Below are 20,220 nucleotides of genomic sequence, written 5' to 3'. Positions count from 1 at the left end.
AAACTTACTTATACTGTTAAATCACTTTTGTAGGCTTACCTAACTATTAAATAACGCTATAGCCGTTTTATAAGCGCGTATTACTTTTTTATTACATGAAGCTTTGTTTTAGTTTGATTCAAGATGGCGGGAAAATAAAGCGTGATCATCAACGACTTGATCTGCATAAAGATTTGCTATTTTTACAAGCAAGTCTTTTGATTGAGAAAAGGCATTTGAGGCTGATTGGGCAAACCGCGTGCTCCTTCTATCTCCGCGACAATGAGCTAGTGCCAAGCTATAGCCGCACAATTGTGCAAAATATTCAAAGCCCCCGTTAAGGGCCTTACTGCCCATTGCGATATCTTGGGGGTCCACACCCACTTTAGCGTGATGTCTTGAGCGAATTAGATAATGAGCGTCTTTAAATTTCACCTCATCAAGAACAAGGTCCGGATTTCTCTGCATTCGTCGCTGGCAACGTGCGGTGAGGTGGGCAGCGTTGAGACGATTGACTGGGTTAACAGTAGGGAAGTAATGAATAGGTGCAGCAACACGCTGTTGTTTAACTTCTACGATATGGCAATGTGCAAAACTCTTTTCATTATGCGGTTTAGACGGCCCGACTAAAAAATAATAGCGCGCCATATTCACGGAGCCGGTTCCTGCGTTCAGGCGTTTAACAATATCAACGATAGATTCGTCCATGTAAGGAGCAAACGCTTCGTGTAATGTTTTATATTCACCTTCGCTCAGGGCTTCGAATTTTTCACCGTTGGATTTAAAGCCCAGCGTCGCGCCATCAAAACTCACCGCTTTAGCAAGCGCACTTTTAATTGTAAAGTCCTCGCCGCCCGCACTACGGGCTTTTGCTTTTTTATAAAGTTTTGTTAGCTTACTAGGAACAGCATTAGGGCAATAATCTATAGCCTCGTTAAGCACCTTGGCATTGTTTACTACACGGTCGCAGGTTTCCACATAGTGCTTAATAAAAGCGTGTTGAGCGCTAATAACTTGCTGATGAGTAACTACGGGCTTAGTAATATCAATATCTTCCCCAGAATACCTACCTTCCACTATACCGCTACAGTGAAGTTGAGCGAGGTGCAACGAGGTGAGGTAGCGCAATATGTCCCATTGTGCTTTGCCAACGCAGGCATCGTCAAAGTCGTTGGGAGAAAAAATAACCGTATCGCCGTGGGATCCTTCCTCTGTAAGAAAACCAAAATTGGAAGTATGACAGTCGCCCATTACACTAGTAAGCGGTATAGAGTCGCATTCTTTGGGAAAGTTGATCATGCCAGCTTTGATGTCTGCATAGAACAACTGTGCGCTGCCCCGATAAAATACAAAGGGGCTCGTTGCCATTTTCATGTGCTTTGCCAAGCTTCGCGAAGGTTCGTGATTATCAACACGCTTAATTTCCTCGAGAATAAGGTGAATTCGGGTATTATTCATAGATTCCTCACGCTGTACATATTAAGGCGGAAAACAGGATTGTATCGCGTACTGAATAGCTAATTGATTCTATTTTCATCGTTCAATTCAATAACCTGATTAAGCGATTCATTTTTATGAATTAGTTTTTTTAAGTGATGCGCGCTATTCTTATCACCAGTTTCGAGAGACATGGGTTTAGCGATAAGTGATTATCTTCACAAAAGTGTGAAACCATGTCGACACAATAAACGTAAAGTTTGTATCCGTATGCATTTAGCGTTCGGAAAATTTAAACCAAATGGAGAATTAAACATGGCATTGATCAATACTGCTATCAAACCTTTCAAAGCGACTGCATTTAAAGACGGCGAGTTCGTAGACGTAAGCAGCGAAGACATCAAAGGTAAATGGGCAGTTTTCGTATTTTACCCAGCTGACTTCACATTTGTTTGCCCAACTGAGCTTGGCGACATCGCTGATAAGTACGAAGAACTTCAGTCTCGTGGCGTAGAAGTATTCTCAGTATCTACTGACACGCACTTCACTCACAAAGCATGGCACGATTCTTCAGACACGATCAACAAAATCAAGTTTGCAATGATTGGCGACCCTACTGGTGAAATCACGCGCAACTTCGACTGTATGCGTGAATCTATGGGCCTTGCTGACCGTGCAACATTCGTTGTTGATCCAGAAGGTATCGTACAAGCGATGGAAATCACTTCTGAAGGTATCGGCCGTGACGCAGACGACCTAGTACGCAAAGTGAAAGCTGCTCAATACGTAGCGAACAACCCAGGTGAAGTTTGCCCAGCGAAATGGAAAGAAGGTGAAGAAACACTTGCTCCTTCTCTAGACCTAGTTGGTAAAATCTAAGCAGCACCGCTTAGTGCCTAACACAGCAGGATAATCTGTAAGTAAAAGTGTTAAGGCAGATAGTTTGTAGGGAGTGGGTCTCCACTCCCTGATGTTAATTTCCTATTTCCGCTTATGTTGTTAGCCTTTCAAAAAAGGTTGGCGGGGATCGGCGTGTCGAAAATAAGGCAGAATAACCGTGTTAACTAAAGAAATTTTACAAGCATTGAAATCATATGCTGAGTCAATGCAAAAAAACGTAACCTTTGTCGTACAGACCGGTGAACATAGCAAGCGCGACGAGCTTGTGAAGTTTCTGTCCGACATAGCTTCAGTAAGCGAAAAACTAAACGTAGAAGAGCGTGAAACTAATGGTGAACTACGCAGCGCTATTAGCTTTTTATTAGAAGCTGATGGTGAAGATACTGGAATTCGTTTTTCAGGTATTCCTGGTGGCCATGAGTTTAACTCGCTTGTACTTGCCATGCTGCACGCGGCAGGTACTGAGCTTAAGCTAGATGATAGTGTTCAAACCTTGGTTAAAGCCGTTAAAGAGCCGCTTAACTTTGAAGTATTTATCAGCCTAAGCTGTCACAACTGCCCCGAAGTCGTACAGGCACTTAATCAATTCGCGTTGATTAATCCTAACATCAAGACTGAAATGATAGACGGTGGGTTGTATCAAAACCTAATTCAAGAGCGCGACATTCAAGGTGTACCAAGTGTTTACCTTAATGGCGAGCTATTCGCAAACGGTAAAGTTGATGGTTCAGTACTTATCAACAAACTTATCGAGCGCGACCCTAGCCTTAAAGAAGCGAATAAAGGCGACGCATTACCGCTTCAAGACGTTACTGTTATTGGTGGCGGCCCTGCAGGTGTAGCGTCTGCGATTTACAGTGCTCGTAAAGGTCTTAAAGTAGCTATAGTTGCTGAAACTTTTGGTGGTCAGGTTAAAGACACCATGGGTATTGAGAACCTAATTTCTGTGCCAAAAACTACAGGGCCTGAGCTTGTCGGTAACCTAATGGAACACGTTCGTGATTACGACATCACGCTTAAAGAGCACGTGCGTGTTGATAGCATTGAGAAAGGTAATATCAAAACGATTACGCTTTCTTCTGGTGAGCAAATCCGCACTCGCACGGTTATCGTTGCTACCGGTGCACGCTGGAGAGAGCTTGGCGTTCCAGGTGAAAGAGAGAACGTAGGTAATGGCGTAGCGTACTGCCCGCACTGTGATGGCCCGTTCTTTAAAGGAAAAGATGTTGCAGTTATCGGTGGTGGTAACTCTGGTATTGAAGCGGCGCTAGATTTAGCTGGTATCGTGAAGTCAGTAACAGTGTTTGAATTTATGCCAGAGCTTAAAGCGGACCAGGTACTTATCAACCAAGCTGAAAAGCGCGAAAACATAACCATTATTAAAAATGCGGCAACACGCCAAATTACGGCGGAAAATGGCAAGGTGAACGCGATTGAATATCAAGATCGTTCAACCAATGAAGTACACACTCGCGAACTTTCTGGTGTATTCGTTCAAATTGGCCTTGTACCTAACAGCCAATTCATGAAAGATATGGTAGAGATGACGCAGTATGGCGAAATCATTGTTGATACTAAGTGCCATACTTCTGAGCCAGGTATCTTCGCCGCCGGTGATGTGACGACTGTGCCGTATAAACAAATCGTTATTTCAATGGGCGAGGGCGCTAAAGCATCATTAGCAGCTTTTGAATACCTGCTTAGCCATGAAGTGGTTGAGACTGAAGATGAAAGCGAAGCTGCATAGTATCTAGTCTTCAAATTAAAAATGGAATAAAGCCGAACTAACTTAGTTAGTTCGGCTTTTTTTTGCACACCATTTTTACAACGTATCGGCGTGCTTTTCCTCGAACGTTTTGCAGTTATAGCGCTAGTTAATCGCAACCACAGTCATTTACACCCAAATGCATCTAAATTGTCAGTAATAGAAATGATACTAGTTATCATTAGTGTAATTTTTTGTTAAATTAGACAGAAATAGCGACTATTCCTGTTCTATTGCCACAAGTAGTGCAGGAAGCCCTTCGCTTGTTTATTCGTTTTAAGGAATCATCATGCTTTCAGTTGCAGCAGGTGGGGTAACATTTGTAGCCTTAGGGGCTATCTATAAAAGTTGGCGCGATCAAGCGTCAACCTACCTTTATTTAGGCTTAATCATATGGCTAGTATCAGCAGTGTGCTGGTCTATAGCACAGGGTTGGGAGTTTGGCGTGTTATATACCTTGTGTATGCCCGCGATTCTAGTCTGGCCATTCATTGCGTTAAACCAAGCATTTTTGCCAAAGCCCAAAAACGTACCCGAGCCTAGGGGGTTTGACTTCGCACGACATACTGTTTTTGTAAATGCAGCAAACTATTTCGTAGTGCTGGTGGTGCTATTGGTCGTTAGCGTCCTGATAACGCTGGGTATGTGTGCGCTACTTCCGTTCTCAATTGCAGGCCAGTTGGCGACTGGAACCGTTCTGCTGCCAATCCTGTGGGGGCTTATTGTTTATCACTACCTTGCCACCGCTCATAAATTTAAAGTTATCGGTGCCTACGCAGCCTTGTCTGTGACTTGTGTGCCGTTACTTGTTTTCTTACCCATGTAGGTGAATATCGATGGATAAAGTTACAAAACAAAATGCATTAAATGCACATACTTGGGTTGGCGTCTTCTTAAGTGTACTGCTTTTCCTTGTATGTCTTTCAGGGACCATCGCTGTATTTCACTTAGAATTCGAAAGATGGGAACAACCTCATATTGAAGAGATGGAGAATGTATCTCCACAGGCCATTGAAAAAGCTATGGATAGTTTTCTAGCTAAGCACACGGAAGAGTCTCACCACCTTTTTGTTGTATTTCCCACATCCGATATTCCCAGGCTAGTAGTTGAAAACGATCATGTAGCGTATTTTGCTGATAGCGAAGGAAATTTAATAGAAGAAGAAAGCGTATCGTTCACCCAGATGTTGGTGGATCTGCATTTATATTTAAACCTGCCGCATAGTTGGGGAATGATTTTAGTCAGTGCTTTAGGTGCGATTATTTGCACCTTGGTTATTACGGGGATTATTGCTCATAAACGAATCTCGAGGGACGCCTTTAAACTTCGACGGGGCGGCAATGGCCAGCAAGCGCAAATTGATTTGCACAACCGCTTTGGTCTTTGGGCTGCGCCATTTCATTTAGTAATTGGCATAACGGGGACTTACTTTGGTTTAGCCGGTATTATTTTAGTATTGGTTGCAACAGTAAATTACGGCGGCGACAGGGATGCTGTAATAAACCAAATCTTTACCCCGGATCCGGTCATCGCTCCCCAAGAAGGTAAGCCAGCTATAGGTAAGGCGTTTGCTCAGATGAAGACCCTTGCGCCTGAAAAGTCACCAATATTTTTAACGGTGCACGAAGTCGGTGAGCCTGAGCAGTTTATTGAGATTTATGCGAAAGCCCCGAATAGAATGATATACGCTGAAGGCTATCGTTTTGATACGGCGGGAAATTATATCGGCGATGCTGGATACGAAGATGGAGAGTGGGGTAAGCAGCTATTCTGGTCTATGTATCGACTGCATTTTGGTGACTTTGCTGGCTTAACCAGCAAGTGGTTTTTTTTCGTGCTGGGTGTGATGCTAACCATGCTGTGTGTTTCTGGTATGGAAATTTGGCTGTCTAAAAAAGCTCACCCACCTTTAGCAAGTAGACTTTGGTACGCCGTAGTTTGGGGCAGTGTTAGCGCATTGGCGTTAACCGCTGCAGTTGATATGTTTTTCGCAGGTTCCCTTATCGCTGTGTTCTGGTGCTTAATGCTGGTCAATACGGCTGTGACCGTGGCGGTTAAGTCTCTGACAAAGCCATTATGGCTGATGATATCTGGGTTGAGTGTATTGGTACTATTAATCACTTATGTCGCTGTACACCAAGGTGCTGCATTTTCTGTTGCATCACTTCAACTAAATATCCCGATGGGGGTGTATGTGGCATGGAGTTTATATCGTGCGAATGTGTTAATAAAACGAGCTAAGAGGGCCTGCGTTCATAATAATGACCTTAGCCCTAGCGCGATAAGTAGAGACACTCAAAGCAGCAGTGTTAACGCATAATCCTTTAAATCACGATTCAGGGGCGGTAAATCGCCCCTCGATGTATTCATCTTAATTACGTTTTTCTCTTTTCCACGTCCCACCATACATGTAGCCATTACTATTTTTCGCAAGCGTTTGGCACGCTTTACACACTATACGCCAGTCGTCTCCCTCACTTTGCCGAACACGAAATTGCGTGTCAGCTTCTACACCGCAATTGTCACATGGCTTTGGTGGTTTTAGCCTGTTTTTCTTTCCCATGCTGCCAACGTTTTGTCCTAATTTTACCCGTGGGGGTATTCTTCTTATTGCCTCAGGTCATTCCCAGAGCATCTAGTATTAACCTAAATCAATTTGGCGATAGCAACGGCAAACGAAGAACCTTTTTCCAATGCTCGCCCCCATAACCTCATTGATAAAGATGGTGGTTGTGTCATCAATGCTAACGCTTCGTCTCTATGATGCTGCTCGTCTTCCTGACAGTGCTTAAATCGCTCTATCACGTTCGATGGTGGAATAGACAATGCTGTCATGTTTTTACACTGCTCGTCATAATGCAAATCAACAAATTCTTCTACACAATAAATGGTATAGAAAAACCAGTTCTGACCAAAAAGGCGCGGTACAAAGCCAGTTATAAAGCCTGCGGCTATCCATAGTGGTAATATAAAACTGCCTCTAAACAGCGGCATTTCACACTCAAAAATAGCAAGGTGTTCCCGCTCTGTTTTAAGGTGTTCTCTTATAAAGCGTGTTGTGTCGTTTCTGCTTTTGTTAATGCGAAACAGGCTAAAAATAAATTCAGCAGCTAATGCTCCTCGGTATATCCAAACGGCACCTGATTCGCCAGCATGACTTGCGCGTAGCTCTCTATCTACTTGCTTAATATACCTAACCCCAAGTGACCTTGCATAAAACGGCATAACGTACTCCAACAGCGTTTTACTAGATAACGCCCGAAATGCGTATATGGATGCCATCTTACGTATTTGTAATACGCTAAGTTTTAAGGGCATCAAGCCTGCCTGTGTAAAAGGCTAAAAGCTGTGATGAATAGTGTTCTATTTAAAAATGAAAGCAGAGTAAGTCGACTTCGCTTGCTATGTTAAATAAGAGCATAAGCTCGTTGCCAAAAGGAGTGCGAGAATGAAAATGCTTTGGGGTTCACTTATTTTAGCTTTTGCCTATTTATTATTATGGCCGGTACCTATCGACCCAGTTAGTTGGCAAGCACCCGACAATAAAGGGTTTACAAAAGCGTTTACAGAAAATCAGCTGTTGTCAAAGCTTTCGCATATCGATTTAGAAGGGGATGAAGGGCCAGAAGATTTTGCGGTAAATAAAGACGGAACCATCGCCACAGCAACCCATTCTGGCGCAGTGTTGTTGATGAAAAAGGGGCAAACGTCATTTACGCCATGGATTAATACCAACGGACGCCCCCTTGGTCTTGAATATGATAACGAAGGAAATTTACTTATTGCCGATGCGCATTTAGGGTTGTTAATTGCAAATGCGAAAGGCGAATTGAAAACGTTGGTCGATCAAGTAGCGAATACGGCCGTGGTATACGCCGATGATGTTGATATTGCCAAAAATGGAAAGGTTTATTTTTCCGATGCGACAACTAAGTTTGCGGCAAAAGATCACGGTGGAACGCTTTCGGCAAGCATGCTAGAAATTTTAGAGCACAAAGGAAATGGCAGGCTAATTGAGTACGACCCATCAACGGCTTCGAGCAAGGTATTGATGGACGGTTTAGTTTTTGCCAATGGCGTTGCAATAAGCCATGATCAGAATTCAGTATTGGTAAACGAAACCGGTAAATATCGTGTATTGCGCTATTGGCTAATTGGGCCAAAGCAAGGCCAAGTAGACGTGGTGATAGATAACTTACCCGGTTTTCCTGACAATATCAGTCGGGCTGTCAGTGGCGGGTATTATCTAGGTCTTGCTTCACCCCGTTCAGCCCCAGTTGATGAGCTATCAGACAAACCTTTTGTTCGCAAAATGATTCAACGTTTACCACAGTTCCTGCGACCACAAGGTCAAGCGTACGGGCATCTTTTAAGGATAAGTGAAAGTGGAGAAGTGCAACAATCTTTTCAAGACCCAAGCGGTGCTTATCCTTTTGTAACGGGCGCCATAGAGACCGAGCATGGTTTGTTTATTAGTAGTTTAATTGCTCCTGCCGTGGGTGTTGTTCCTCTTAGTAAAAAACACTCAACAACTGACGTGACTGATATGGATGTTGATGCTAACAGTGGCAATAACTAGTGACGAAAGATAGTGGTGGTAATACGACTGGAACGTAGAAATAGATAAAATTTAGTTACATTTAATCAATGTTTAAACTTTTGTTACCTAGTTATTCTTACAAAGCTATACCGCTATAAACTATGCTAACGTAGAACATAGTATTGTTATTGAGAGCATAAACGCTGACGAATTATCAATTTCGGCGGCCGTTAATAAAGGGTCTGTAATTAATCATGAAAGCGTATACGTATACTTCAGTTGCATTTGCAGTGGCAATTTCACTTCTCACAGGATGTGGGGGAGGTGGCGGTTCATCCAGTAACACGCCGGTAGCAACGACGCCTACTACACCAACAACGCCTGTTACGTCAGAACCCGAGTGGGAAGCCGGTGTCTATGAGCCACAATCTGAATTCATCGCCAAGTGTGAAACGCCAAGAAGTGGTATCGACCCTTTTACAGGAAGTGCTTATCCAGATACCCAAGGGACCGCAATGGATGAAAAGCTCTGGCTGCGCTCTTGGACTAACGATACTTACTTGTGGTACGACGAAGTGGACGACAACGACCCGGAAAACTTTTCAGTATTGGCGTACTTTGACCAACTAAAAACCAATGAATTAACACCAAGTGGCACGCCAAAAGACAATTTTCATTTTTCACAAGACACGGCAGAATACAATGAGCTATCTCAATCTGGCATATCGTCGGGATTTGGTTTTAGCTGGGAATTTGGTTCAAACACGGTACCAAGAGAGCTAATGGTACGGTACACAGAGCCTGGTTCACCTGCTGCGTTAGCGGACGTGCCGCGAGGTGCTAAGGTAGTGAGTATTAACGGCGTTGATTTTGTTAACGATAATACCCAACAAGGCGTTAACGCGTTAAACGGTGGCTTGTTTCCTGATAACGCAGGAATTACTACGAGCTTTGAGTTTGAACTGATTGACGGCACGACTATGTCTGTAGACATAACTTCTGCTGATGTTAGCGTGACGCCAGTACAAAACGTTAAGGTACTAGATACTGAAAACGGTAAAACAGGCTATTTCCAGTTCAATACCTTTATTGTTACTGCGCAGGAAGGACTAATCGAAGCGTTTGATACCTTTGTCGAACAGAATGTAACTGAGTTAGTTATGGACCTACGTTATAACGGTGGGGGACGTTTAGCGTTAGCTTCACAGCTTTCTTATATGGTAGCGGGCCCAAATCAAACGAATAACGCCACGTTTGAAACGTTGCAGTTTAACGATAAAAACCCGACGACGAACCCTATCACGGGCCAAACTATCAGCCCAACACCGTTTTATAGGAACGTTATTGATTATAACGCTGGCTTACTTACCGACACCTTACTGCCGAGCCTTTCGCTGAATCGTGTTTACGTAATTTCAACTGATGCAACCTGTTCAGCAAGCGAAGCGGTAATGAACGCCCTTCGCGGCATAGATGTAGAGGTGGTACAAATTGGCTCTACAACGTGCGGTAAGCCTTATGGTTTCTATCCAACAGACAACTGTGGTGAAACTTACTTCACTATTCAGTTCCAAGGGGTGAACAATAAAGGCTTTGGTGATTATGCCGATGGCTTTATGCCAACCAGTACGCCGAACTTTGATTTTGAACTGCCTGGATGTGAAGTCGAAGATGACTTTACCGCAAGTTTAGGTGACCCGAATGAAGGTATGTTGTCTGCAGCACTAGAATTTGCAGCTACCGGCGCATGCCCTGAAGTGGTGTCGGGTACTGGCACGGCTGATGTAAATGCACTGCGCAGTAATCAAAGCGCGCTAGTGGGTGAAAAGCTTATTCCTATCGACACACCCGAAACGCGCAGAGAGAACTTTGTTTTACATAACAAGATTAATCAGCCTGTTATCAAGGAGCAGTAATGATGGCTCTGTTCGTTACAAATAAAGGTAAAGGCAAAGGGCTGCCAGCTGCAGCCCTCGCTATAGCGCTTTCATCGGCAATTGGTTGTGCTGCAACCAAGGAGGTTGCGTTGCATAAAGCAATTACTAACGGCACTAGTGCAAGCCAAAAGCAAACTATTGAAAATACCATCAGTAACTGGTTTGGCGGTGTACCCATTAGTGTCGCTGATAATGTGTTTAGCAAAGCCTCAAGCATCACTATTGAACGGAAAGCGAAGGTAGATAGCAGAGGTTTACCCGTTCAGGGGAGGCATGATAACCCTGTGTACAGCTTTACGCTATTAAGTGATGGCGAGCAGTGTCTGCTACGAAATGATCAAACAGGTGAGCTTGCTAAACTTGAAAATGTGAAGTGCTATACAAATCACGTCTGAAAATAAGCGTATAGATTGGGTACATAGTTATTTTTAGCAGTAGCGCAGTGCTATTGCTAAAAATCTGCAAAAAATGCCCGATGTTTAAAAGCATCGGGCATTTTTATTTTTAGCGTTCTCTTTCTTAACGTTTGTGCATGCTTGGCTGTTTTTGGGAGCGGCTACGTTTGTTGCTGCTGCCATTATTCGCCTTAGAAGCCTTGCCAGAATTTCGATTGTCGGTGTTACCGTTGGCTTGCTCTTGCCTGTTAGGGTTACCTTGTTTATTACCGTTTGTATTACGACGGTTTTTATTTACCGTGCTACCGTCACGGCTTTTGCCTTTACCGTTTTTACCCTGAAATGTAGGCGGAAGCCCAGTATGCTTAGTAAGTGCACGTTCACCACGACGTCCTTTTTGTGCTTTCTGGCGTTTTTCGTCAGCCGTCTCTGGTGGAACAAGGTGCTGAGGACCGCGGCCAATTAAATCTTCGCGCCCCATACGCTTAAGCGCTTCACGAATTTGCGCAAAGTTCTTCGGGTCGTGATAACGCAGCATCGCCTTATGCAGCCTGCGGTGAATCTCGCCTTTAGCAGAAGGGACGTCTTCACTGTCTTTGGTTACTTTACGAAGGGAATTCACTTCGGTGTGGTACATGGTGGTGGCCGTTGCCATTGGCGACGGATAGAAGTTTTGTACCTGATCGAGTTTAAATTTGTTTTCTTTAAGCCATATCGCAAGGCTTAACATGTCTTCGTCTGTAGTACCCGGGTGCGATGCAATAAAGTAAGGAATAAGGTACTGCTTTTTACCCGCTTCCTGTGAGTATTTATCAAATAGCTCTTTAAAACGGTAGTAGCTGCCCATACCTGGCTTCATCATTTTTGAAAGCGGGCCGTCTTCCGTGTGTTCTGGTGCTATCTTCAAATAGCCGCCTACGTGGTGAAGCGCTAGTTCTTTCACGTATTCTGGGTCTTCTACCGCTAAGTCATAACGCACGCCAGAAGCGATCAAAATCTTTTTAATTCCAGGCAATTCGCGAGCACGGCGGTATAAGTCGATTGTTGGCTTATGGTCGGTATCCATATGTGCACATATGCTTGGGTACACACAAGAAGGGCGACGACAAGTAGCTTCTGCCTTCGGGCTCTTGCATCGCAGGCGATACATGTTTGCTGTCGGACCGCCTAAGTCTGAAATTACGCCAGTAAAGCCAGGAACGGTGTCGCGTATTTGTTCAATTTCACGAATAATCGAATCTTCAGATCGACTTTGAATGATACGGCCTTCGTGTTCAGTAATAGAGCAGAATGTGCATCCGCCATAGCAACCGCGCATAATATTGATACTGAAGCGGATCATGTCGTATGCAGGGATTTTTGCATCGCCATAGACAGGGTGAGGGACACGCTGATATGGAAGATCAAACACCGCATCCATCTCTTCAGTTTCAAGAGGCATAGCGGGTGGGTTAATCCAGATGTGTCTGTCGCCGTGACGCTGCATAAGTGCACGTGCGCAACCTGGATTGGTCTCTTGGTGTAAAATACGCGATGTATGGGCGTATAACACCTTGTTGTCTTTTACCGTTTCGTACGCAGGTAGCTTAACGTACACGTTCTCCCAAGGCTTACGCTTTTCTTTTTCTTTCTGCGCAGGCTGAATAACAATAGGCGCGGCTTCGGGCGCTTCACTGCTTTTAGCGTCTTTATCCTGCGAGTCGCACTCGGGCTCCATTTGATAGGGGCTTGAAATGGGGTCTATCTTGCCGGGTCTGTCTAGGGAGGTAGAGTCAACGCCTTGCCATTCGGGCAAGGCTTCTTTGACGATTATCGCGGTACCGCGAATGTCGCGCAAATCGGCAATGTCTTCACCTGCCGCTAAGCGGTGGGTTACTTCAACAAGGGGGCGCTCGGCGTTACCGAAAAATAGCATGTCTGCTTTAGAGTCGAACAGTACTGAGCGGCGTACTTTCTCGCTCCAGTAATCGTAGTGCGCAATACGACGCAAGCTGGCTTCAATACCCCCCGCAATCACAGGTACACCTTTAAAGGCTTCGCGACAGCGCTGTGCATATACTGTTACGGCCCGGTCAGGACGCTTACCGCCTACATTGCCTGGCGTATAGGCGTCATCGTGACGAAGCTTTTTGTCAGACGTATAGCGGTTGATCATAGAGTCCATGTTTCCGGCTGTTACGCCAAAATACAGGTTGGGCTTACCCAACTTCATAAAGTCGTCTTTACTCTTCCAGTCTGGCTGAGAAATAATGCCAACCCGAAAACCATGGGCTTCAAGTACGCGACCAATCACAGCCATGCCGAAACTAGGGTGATCGACATACGCATCGCCGGTTACCAAAATAACGTCACAACTGTCCCAGCCTAGGGCATCCATTTCCTCTTTTGACATAGGAAGAAAAGGCGCAGTACCCAAGCAGTGTGGCCAATATTTAGGGTAGGAAAACAGACCGCGGTCGGCCTTAATGGTGGCTTGCATAGTAATCACATCTAGATAAATCAGGGAATTGCTGAACTCATAATAGGAGTAAGCTCAGATTAAGTGCGTAATTATAGCAGTCTTAGCCAAGCTAAGGTATAGCACTGTCATTAAATAAAAGTGCTTTGTATACTGGTGTTTGTTAAAAAGCTGAATTATCTATGCGGATTGGTATTAAAAGAGCACGTACAGCGTATGTTTATTTACATACGCTTCAGTAAGTGTTCAAAGATTAAGAGAATGAATAAAAACATGGCGTATTGGCTATTTAAAACAGAACCTGATGCATTTTCAATAGACGACTTAGCGAGTAGACCTGACCAAACTGAGCCATGGGATGGCGTAAGAAACTACCAAGCCCGTAACTTTTTACGTGATGGCGTAAAGCTGGGCGATAAGGTGTTTATTTATCACTCCAGCTGCAAACTGGTCGGTATTGCAGGCGTTGCAGAAGTGGTGAAAGACGGGTACCCAGACACCACACAGTTTAACCCTGAGTCAAAATACTATGATCCTAAATCTAGCGAAGAAAACCCTCGTTGGTATCGTGTCGATGTGAAGTTTGTAGAAAAGTTTCCCAGCGTCCTTCCACTTTCTGTAATTAAAAGTATGGAAGGTATTACTGAACTACCTTTAGTCAAGAAAGGCGGAAGGTTATCAATAATGCCGGTACAAGAGGGCGAATGGCAGCAACTGTATGATGCTGCCAAAGGCTGAGAACCCCTGTTTCAACGCTTTGAAGTAAATCAAGGTAACGGCAACTGGCTAAGAGGGTAAAGTGCAGTTGCCCTAAAAATGTTTACTACTTACCAAATGCAAATTTGGTGTCGGCGTCGCGCAATAGGAAAAGTGCGAAACACGCGCCCCACATAGGCCATGCGGCAAAAAACAGTAGGTGATTAAAGGCGTCTAGATATTGCGGGAAAGATGAAAGAGTAGACCCGCCGTGAAGAATAAAGATAAGGCCATAGGTGTATTTTTTCGCAAGCCCCGCTAAAAACGCTAAAACCAACGCTAGCTGTAACGCGCCCATGATATAGACGGCCATTTCAGGTACGCCGCCTATGCCGTAGAATTTTTCGAAAATTGCCATGCCGTGAGCTGGATTGACAAACTTATCTAAGGTCCAAACAAACATAACGATAAAAATAGTTACGCGAAGAGAAAGTAACGACCACTCAAGTCGCTTTTGAATATCTGTTTTGTTTTGCATACATGCTCCAAAAGTATAATAGTGCAAGCATACTAGAACGACCGTTCAAAATAAAAATTTCATTTAATTTTGTGTTTTTTAATATTTCTTCGAAAATTAAATGTACTGAAATTTTTTGTGACACGTATCGGTCTAGTCGAATAATAAATAAAAATACGGAATCTTTAATGAAAAGAATAATCGGCCTAGCCGTTAGCACACTAGCGCTCGCCATCAGTCAGTCGTTAGCTGCCCAGCAAGTATCAGATATTGAAGTAGTAGAAGTAACAGGCAATCAACAGAATTTAGACACGCTAAACCCTGGCGATAATACGCTAAAAGGTATATTTGGTAGCGGTTTAAGCGCAGCAGAAACCCCTCGTGCGGTAACGTCACTGTCGGCAGAAGCGATAGAAGCGCTTAACATTAATGATTTGCACGATATCGTAAAGGCAGCACCTAATGCCTACGCTTCAAGTGGCTTCGGTACACCCAGCTTGCCAAGTATTCGCGGTCAGTTAGGTGAACTTTTTCAAGACGGCGTGCGTCGTCAGGCCGGTAACAACGGTTTTGGATTGCCGCTATCATTTAACAGCGTTGAGCAAATCGACGTGGTAAAAGGGCCATCACCTGTACTGTTTGGTAGCACGCAGCGTAATGGTGGCTTTGTTAACCTTCAAACCAAGGTCGCGCCTACTAGTCAAAGTAGCGGTAAAGTTACCCTTCGCGCAGGGCGCTGGGATCAGTATTCAGCCCAAGTAGACTACGGCACAGCGATAGAAGAAGGGAAAAGCGGTATTCGCTTCAGTGCTGAATACCTAGACCATGGCAGCTTCTATGACTTTGCCGAACGAGAGAGTACAAACTTATTTGTTGCCTATCGCTATGCGCCTAGCGAAGAGCTGACTTGGGATATTAGCGCTGAATATTACGATACCGATTATCCAGATAACGCGGGGATAAACCGGCCAACTCAAAACCTTATCGACAACGGTATTTATATTACTGGGCAAGGCACTCAGCCAAATGGCAGCACAGTTCCGGGGGCTGGAGCCATTATTTCACCTACCGGTGAAGTTGTTATTCCTCGCAATCGCGTATTTACTAACCCTGATGACATCAATGGTGCCGAAACCACAGTTATTCGAAGCAATGTAGAATACAAAGTGGCTGATAACGTGGCGCTTCGCAACATTACGTACTACCAATATCTTGAACGTGAGGAAATTGCGCAAAACAGCTTTGTAGAGATAATTGACGGCGCTGACACGTTTGAAAACCGCACCGAGCTAGATTATCAATGGAGCAATAGCCAAACTACAACGGTAGGGCTCGCACTTCGTTACAACGACGTGCTTGGTTATAGCCAATTTACCACTGAGGCCGATAATCCGATTGATTTAACCGGGCCAATTTCGAACCGCGTTATCCCGCTTACCGACGCGCAAAAAGCGCGTTTAGTCGAACTGCGTCCGGGGGTATTCGTATCACCAGGTGCTCAGTATGATTTGGACGGCGATGGAAGCGGCGATTTTAATCTGTCAGACACCACTGATTCCACATCGTGGCAAACTGGGTTGGCACTACAGCAGCGCTCTACATGGACAGACAAGTTCTCAACCATTGCTGGCGTTAGAGTAGATTATTACGATGTTGAAGCCCGCGACCCTTTATCGCCGGTCGGCGTTGAAGCAGCTTCAGATTCGTATAGCGATACGTTAAGCAGCTATCAGTTAAGCGCGGTATACAAACTCACCGGCGACATCAACTTATATGCTGCGTTTTCCGAAAACGATGCCACGTCAAACAGCATGGCGGGGGGCACAGTATTGGGCGGTAATAATGAAATTAACCCGCTTAATTTTGCTACCGAAAATACCCTATATGAAGCAGGGGTAAAATACGCGCCAAGCAGTAAATGGTATGCTGAAGCAGCAGTGTTTGAGCAAACCCGTAGCTTACGTAATCGCGATGGCAGCAACAGCGGCGTTAAAACTAAAGGTTTTGAGTTGCAAATGTTTTATCAAGGCGACGACGTATGGGTCAATGCTGCCTATAGTTATTTAGACGCTCGCTTCGATGACTCTGCAGCGTTTCAAGAAACCGCTCAGGTCATAGACGCGTTTGATAACAGTCGTCCAGATATTATTGAGGGCACGGGTGTGGGTTCGCCGTCGTTTGCCGCGTTCCCTGCATCAAACAGCCGAGTGCAGGGTATTCCGCCGCAAATAGCTTCAATTAATGCTGGGTGGCAGGTTACTGATGATGTTCAGCTTGGTGCGAGTGCGCTGTACACTAAGTCATTCCCGTTAGACTTTTTACAAACCGTGCATATTCGCGATCAGTACAGTATCGACTTAAATGCCGATTACCAAGTTAGCGATGATTTGCGCGTACGCCTAGATGTTATCAACGTTACTGATGAAGAAAATTGGCAGCCGCTTTTTGAAGGGGGCTTTTTTGGCGCTACACTGGCAATGCCTAACGTACCACGTCACGCTCAAGTTACACTACAATACGCGTTTTAAGCGCTAAGGATTTTTATGTTTAAAAAAATAGCGCTTTTAGGGGTTATCGCCGCCGCTATATTTAGTTTTTTCTACTTTGATTTGAACAGCTATTTAACGCTAGAAGGGATGAAAGGGTCACTGGACACTTTTCAAAGCCAAATAGCTGATAATCCGGTACTGAGTATCGGTGTGTTTTTCGCTATCTATGTGGCGGTTACTGCATTGTCGCTACCCGGTGCAGCAATTTTAACCTTAGCCGCAGGAGCCTTGTTTGGCCTAGTGCAGGGTTTAATTATTGTGTCTTTCGCGTCAAGCGTAGGCGCGACATTAGCGTTTTTAGTATCTCGCTTTATATTGCGTGATACCGTCCGTAACAAGTTTAAAGAAAAGCTTAAGAAAATTGACGAAGGTGTGGAAAAGCAAGGTGCGTTCTACTTGTTTACGCTGCGTTTAGTGCCAGTGTTTCCCTTCTTTTTAATCAACCTATTAATGGGGCTTACTTCACTTAAAACCTGGACGTTTTACTGGGTAAGCCAAGTAGGCATGCTTGCCGGTACTGCAGTGTATGTAAACGCAGGTACGCAGCTGGCGCAAATTGACAGCTTGTCTGGCATTGTATCGCCTGGGCTTATCTTTTCATTTGTTCTACTAGGTATATTCCCATGGATAGCCAAAGGCATTGTGGCAATAGTAAATCGCCGTCGCGTCTACAAAGGCTACAATAAGCCGAAGAAATTTGACCGTAACTTAGTGGTGATCGGTGCTGGTGCAGGTGGGTTAGTTACCAGCTATATCGCTGCCGCAGTAAAAGCAAAGGTAACGCTGGTAGAAGCTGGTGAAATGGGGGGCGACTGTCTTAACTATGGCTGCGTACCCAGTAAAGCCATAATAAAAACGGCTAAAGTGGCCAATCAAATGCGCCATGCCGATAACTATGGTTTAGAGCCAATAACACCTGCCATGTCGTTTAAAAAAGTGATGGCCCGTGTTCACGAAGTAATTGCGGCCATAGCGCCTAACGATAGTGTAGAGCGTTACACCAGTTTAGGTGTGGATGTAGTGAAAGGCTACGCAAAGATCATCGACCCTTGGACAGTAGAGATTAAAAAGAAGGATGGCGGCACGCAAACGCTAACCACTAAGAACATTGTTGTTGCCACAGGTGCCGCGCCCTTTGTCCCGGAGCTACCTGGTATCGAACAGAGCGGTTATGTCACCTCTGACACCTTATGGTCTAAATTTGCTGACCTTGAAGAAGCGCCAAAGCGTTTAATCGTGTTGGGTGGTGGGCCTATTGGCTGTGAATTGGCGCAGGCGTTTTCTCGCCTTGGCACCGATGTCACCCAAGTAGAGCGCGCACCGCGGCTTATGGGTCGTGAAGACGCTGATGTAGCTGAATTTTCTGAATCTGTACTTCGTGAAAGCGGCGTGAATGTTCTGACATCTCACGATGCACTGCGCTTTGAAATAAAAGACGGTGAGAAAGTACTGGTTGTCGCTAAAGAAGGTGTTGAATCAACTATCGCCTATGACGAAGTGATTGTGGCTGTTGGTCGAAAGGCTCGTTTACATGGTTTTGGTCTGGAAGATTTGGGTATTCAGTTCGATAGAACCATAGAAACCGATGAATACTTGCAAACCCTGATGCCAAACATTTTTGCTGCAGGTGATGTGGTAGGCCCTTATCAGTTTACACACGTAGCCGCTCACCAAGCGTGGTATGCGGCGGTAAATGCACTTTTCGGTACGTTTAAGAAATTCAAAGTAGACTATCGCGTTATTCCATGGACAACATTTATTGACCCAGAAGTTGCTAGGGTTGGTTTAAATGAGCGGGATGCCGCAGAACAAGAAATTGCTGTAGAAGTAACGCGCTACGAATTTGCCGAACTCGATCGTGCCGTGGCCGAGAGTGCGCGTAAGGGTTTCATAAAGGTGCTCACGCCGCCGGGGAAAGATAAAATATTGGGTGTAACCATTGTCTCTGAACATGCTGGTGATTTGCTGGCTGAGTTTGTTATTGCCATGAAACACGATTTAGGTCTTAACAAAATTCTTGGCACTATTCACGCTTATCCTACGTGGGCTGAAAGTGCGAAATACGCAGCGGGTAACTGGAAGCGCGCTAATGCTCCGGAAAAACTTTTAAGCTTTGTCGAGAAATTCCACACGTGGCGAAGAGGGTAATAGAGGTGAAAACTACTCAAACGACTTTCATGCGTACAATCGCCCTGTTTTCACGTGGTATTGCAGCAGGCAGCATAGCGCTGTTTGCTGCAAGCGTAAGTTTCTATGCAAGCGCTGAAGAAGGCCTGCATAGCACGCTCGATAATTTATTAAGTAAGTATGTGACGCCAATTTCCAACGGCGCAAGTACACAGGTTAATTACGATGGCTTTAAAAAAGAACAGACTACGCTTAACGAATATCTCGCGCGCATATCTAAGGTTGAGCAAAGTACATTCAATTCATGGAATAAGGATAAACAACTCGCTTTTCTTATTAATGCTTACAACGCCTATACCATCGAGCTTATTTTAACTGAGTACCCAGATATTGACTCCATTCGAGATTTAGGCAGTTTCTTTTCCTCGCCTTGGAAAAAAGAGATAGCCCCGTTACTTGGTGAAACTCGCACGTTAGATGAAATTGAACACGAACTTATTCGCGGTACAAACCAAACCACAAAAACCTATAATGAGCCTCGCATTCATTTCGCAGTAAATTGCGCCAGCGTGGGCTGCCCGGCGCTTCGTGAAGAAGCATACACGGGAGACAAACTAGATTCTCAATTAGAGGCACAAACTAAACGATTTTTGGCTGACGCCTCTCGCAACAAAATGAGCGATGACACACTATACTTATCAAAAATATTTGATTGGTATAGTGAAGATTTTGAACGTAAAGATGGCGAATGGCGCGGCACATCAACGCTCACCGAGTTTATCTTGCTGTATAAAGACGCAATGCAATTAACTGATGCACAAGTTTCTGCGTTAAAAAATAATACCGCTGATATTGAATTTCTAAATTATGACTGGGCGCTTAATGCTGCGCGGTAACATTAACAGGCGCACTAAGGGGG

Annotated in this window: 15 protein-coding genes; 11 read left to right on the top strand and 4 right to left on the bottom strand. The window is 44.7% G+C overall.

Annotation, left to right across the window (positions count from 1 at the left end):
* Positions 1 to 108 precede the first annotated feature (108 nt).
* The gene (locus tag D1814_RS18755; RefSeq protein ID WP_118495161.1) at positions 109 to 1,437 is read right to left on the bottom strand and encodes a DUF2252 family protein; all 1,329 of its coding nucleotides are present in this window, start codon (positions 1,435 to 1,437) and stop codon (positions 109 to 111) included.
* Between the two features lie 300 nt (positions 1,438 to 1,737).
* Between D1814_RS18755 and ahpC the strand changes: the two genes are divergently transcribed.
* From ahpC to D1814_RS18735, 4 genes are all read left to right on the top strand, one after another.
* Positions 1,738 to 2,295: an alkyl hydroperoxide reductase subunit C gene (gene ahpC, locus D1814_RS18750; protein WP_442857726.1), complete on the top strand. Its 558-nt coding sequence runs from the start codon at positions 1,738 to 1,740 to the stop codon at positions 2,293 to 2,295.
* Positions 2,296 to 2,473: 178 nt separating this feature from the next.
* A complete protein-coding gene (gene ahpF / locus D1814_RS18745) occupies positions 2,474 to 4,063 on the top strand; it encodes an alkyl hydroperoxide reductase subunit F (RefSeq protein WP_118495159.1) in 1,590 nt (529 codons plus the stop codon).
* 307 nt (positions 4,064 to 4,370) lie between these two features.
* Entirely contained in the window at positions 4,371 to 4,907 is a 537-nt protein-coding gene (locus D1814_RS18740) for a hypothetical protein (RefSeq protein WP_118495158.1), read from the top strand.
* A gap of 10 nt (positions 4,908 to 4,917) precedes the next feature.
* Complete coding sequence (locus tag D1814_RS18735) at positions 4,918 to 6,402, top strand: PepSY-associated TM helix domain-containing protein (RefSeq protein ID WP_118495157.1); 1,485 nt, start codon at positions 4,918 to 4,920, stop codon at positions 6,400 to 6,402.
* Positions 6,403 to 6,728: 326 nt separating this feature from the next.
* Here the strand turns inward: D1814_RS18735 and D1814_RS18725 are convergent, their stop codons facing one another.
* A complete protein-coding gene (locus D1814_RS18725; protein WP_232368929.1) occupies positions 6,729 to 7,400 on the bottom strand; it encodes a demethoxyubiquinone hydroxylase family protein in 672 nt (223 codons plus the stop codon).
* A 130-nt stretch (positions 7,401 to 7,530) separates the two neighbouring features.
* On the opposite strand from D1814_RS18725, the gene D1814_RS18720 reads away from it, so the two are divergent.
* From D1814_RS18720 to D1814_RS18710, 3 genes are all read left to right on the top strand, one after another.
* Complete coding sequence (locus D1814_RS18720) at positions 7,531 to 8,661, top strand: strictosidine synthase family protein (RefSeq protein ID WP_118495155.1); 1,131 nt, start codon at positions 7,531 to 7,533, stop codon at positions 8,659 to 8,661.
* Between the two features lie 215 nt (positions 8,662 to 8,876).
* Positions 8,877 to 10,538 carry a S41 family peptidase gene (locus D1814_RS18715; RefSeq protein WP_118495154.1) on the top strand — a complete coding sequence of 554 codons (1,662 nt, stop codon included), beginning with the start codon at positions 8,877 to 8,879 and terminating at the stop codon, positions 10,536 to 10,538.
* The gene (locus D1814_RS18710) at positions 10,538 to 10,954 is read left to right on the top strand and encodes a hypothetical protein (RefSeq protein WP_232368928.1); all 417 of its coding nucleotides are present in this window, start codon (positions 10,538 to 10,540) and stop codon (positions 10,952 to 10,954) included. The genes D1814_RS18715 and D1814_RS18710 overlap by 1 nt, the downstream gene beginning before the upstream one ends.
* Before the next feature lie 124 nt (positions 10,955 to 11,078).
* Here D1814_RS18710 and D1814_RS18705 read toward each other — a convergent pair whose 3' ends face one another.
* A complete protein-coding gene (locus D1814_RS18705) occupies positions 11,079 to 13,433 on the bottom strand; it encodes a YgiQ family radical SAM protein (protein ID WP_118495153.1) in 2,355 nt (784 codons plus the stop codon).
* 252 nt (positions 13,434 to 13,685) lie between these two features.
* Between D1814_RS18705 and D1814_RS18700 the strand changes: the two genes are divergently transcribed.
* On the top strand, positions 13,686 to 14,150 hold the full coding sequence (locus D1814_RS18700) for an EVE domain-containing protein (protein WP_025255036.1): 465 nt from the start codon (positions 13,686 to 13,688) through the stop codon (positions 14,148 to 14,150).
* 85 nt (positions 14,151 to 14,235) lie between these two features.
* Here the strand turns inward: D1814_RS18700 and D1814_RS18695 are convergent, their stop codons facing one another.
* Complete coding sequence (locus D1814_RS18695; protein ID WP_118495152.1) at positions 14,236 to 14,646, bottom strand: hypothetical protein; 411 nt, start codon at positions 14,644 to 14,646, stop codon at positions 14,236 to 14,238.
* A gap of 167 nt (positions 14,647 to 14,813) precedes the next feature.
* Between D1814_RS18695 and D1814_RS18690 the strand changes: the two genes are divergently transcribed.
* The 3 genes from D1814_RS18690 to D1814_RS18680 are packed head-to-tail and all read left to right on the top strand — an operon-like array spanning position 14,814 to position 20,197.
* Entirely contained in the window at positions 14,814 to 17,153 is a 2,340-nt protein-coding gene (locus D1814_RS18690; protein WP_118495151.1) for a TonB-dependent receptor, read from the top strand.
* Between the two features lie 15 nt (positions 17,154 to 17,168).
* Complete coding sequence (locus tag D1814_RS18685; protein ID WP_118495150.1) at positions 17,169 to 19,322, top strand: FAD-dependent oxidoreductase; 2,154 nt, start codon at positions 17,169 to 17,171, stop codon at positions 19,320 to 19,322.
* 29 nt (positions 19,323 to 19,351) lie between these two features.
* Positions 19,352 to 20,197 carry a DUF547 domain-containing protein gene (locus D1814_RS18680; protein WP_118495149.1) on the top strand — a complete coding sequence of 282 codons (846 nt, stop codon included), beginning with the start codon at positions 19,352 to 19,354 and terminating at the stop codon, positions 20,195 to 20,197.
* The last annotated feature ends 23 nt before the right edge of the window (positions 20,198 to 20,220 follow it).

Origin of the sequence: Alteromonas sp. BL110 (assembly GCF_003443615.1) — a bacterium.
Taxonomy (GTDB): Bacteria; Pseudomonadota; Gammaproteobacteria; order Enterobacterales; family Alteromonadaceae; genus Alteromonas.
This window is presented reverse-complemented; position numbering and strand designations above follow the sequence as displayed.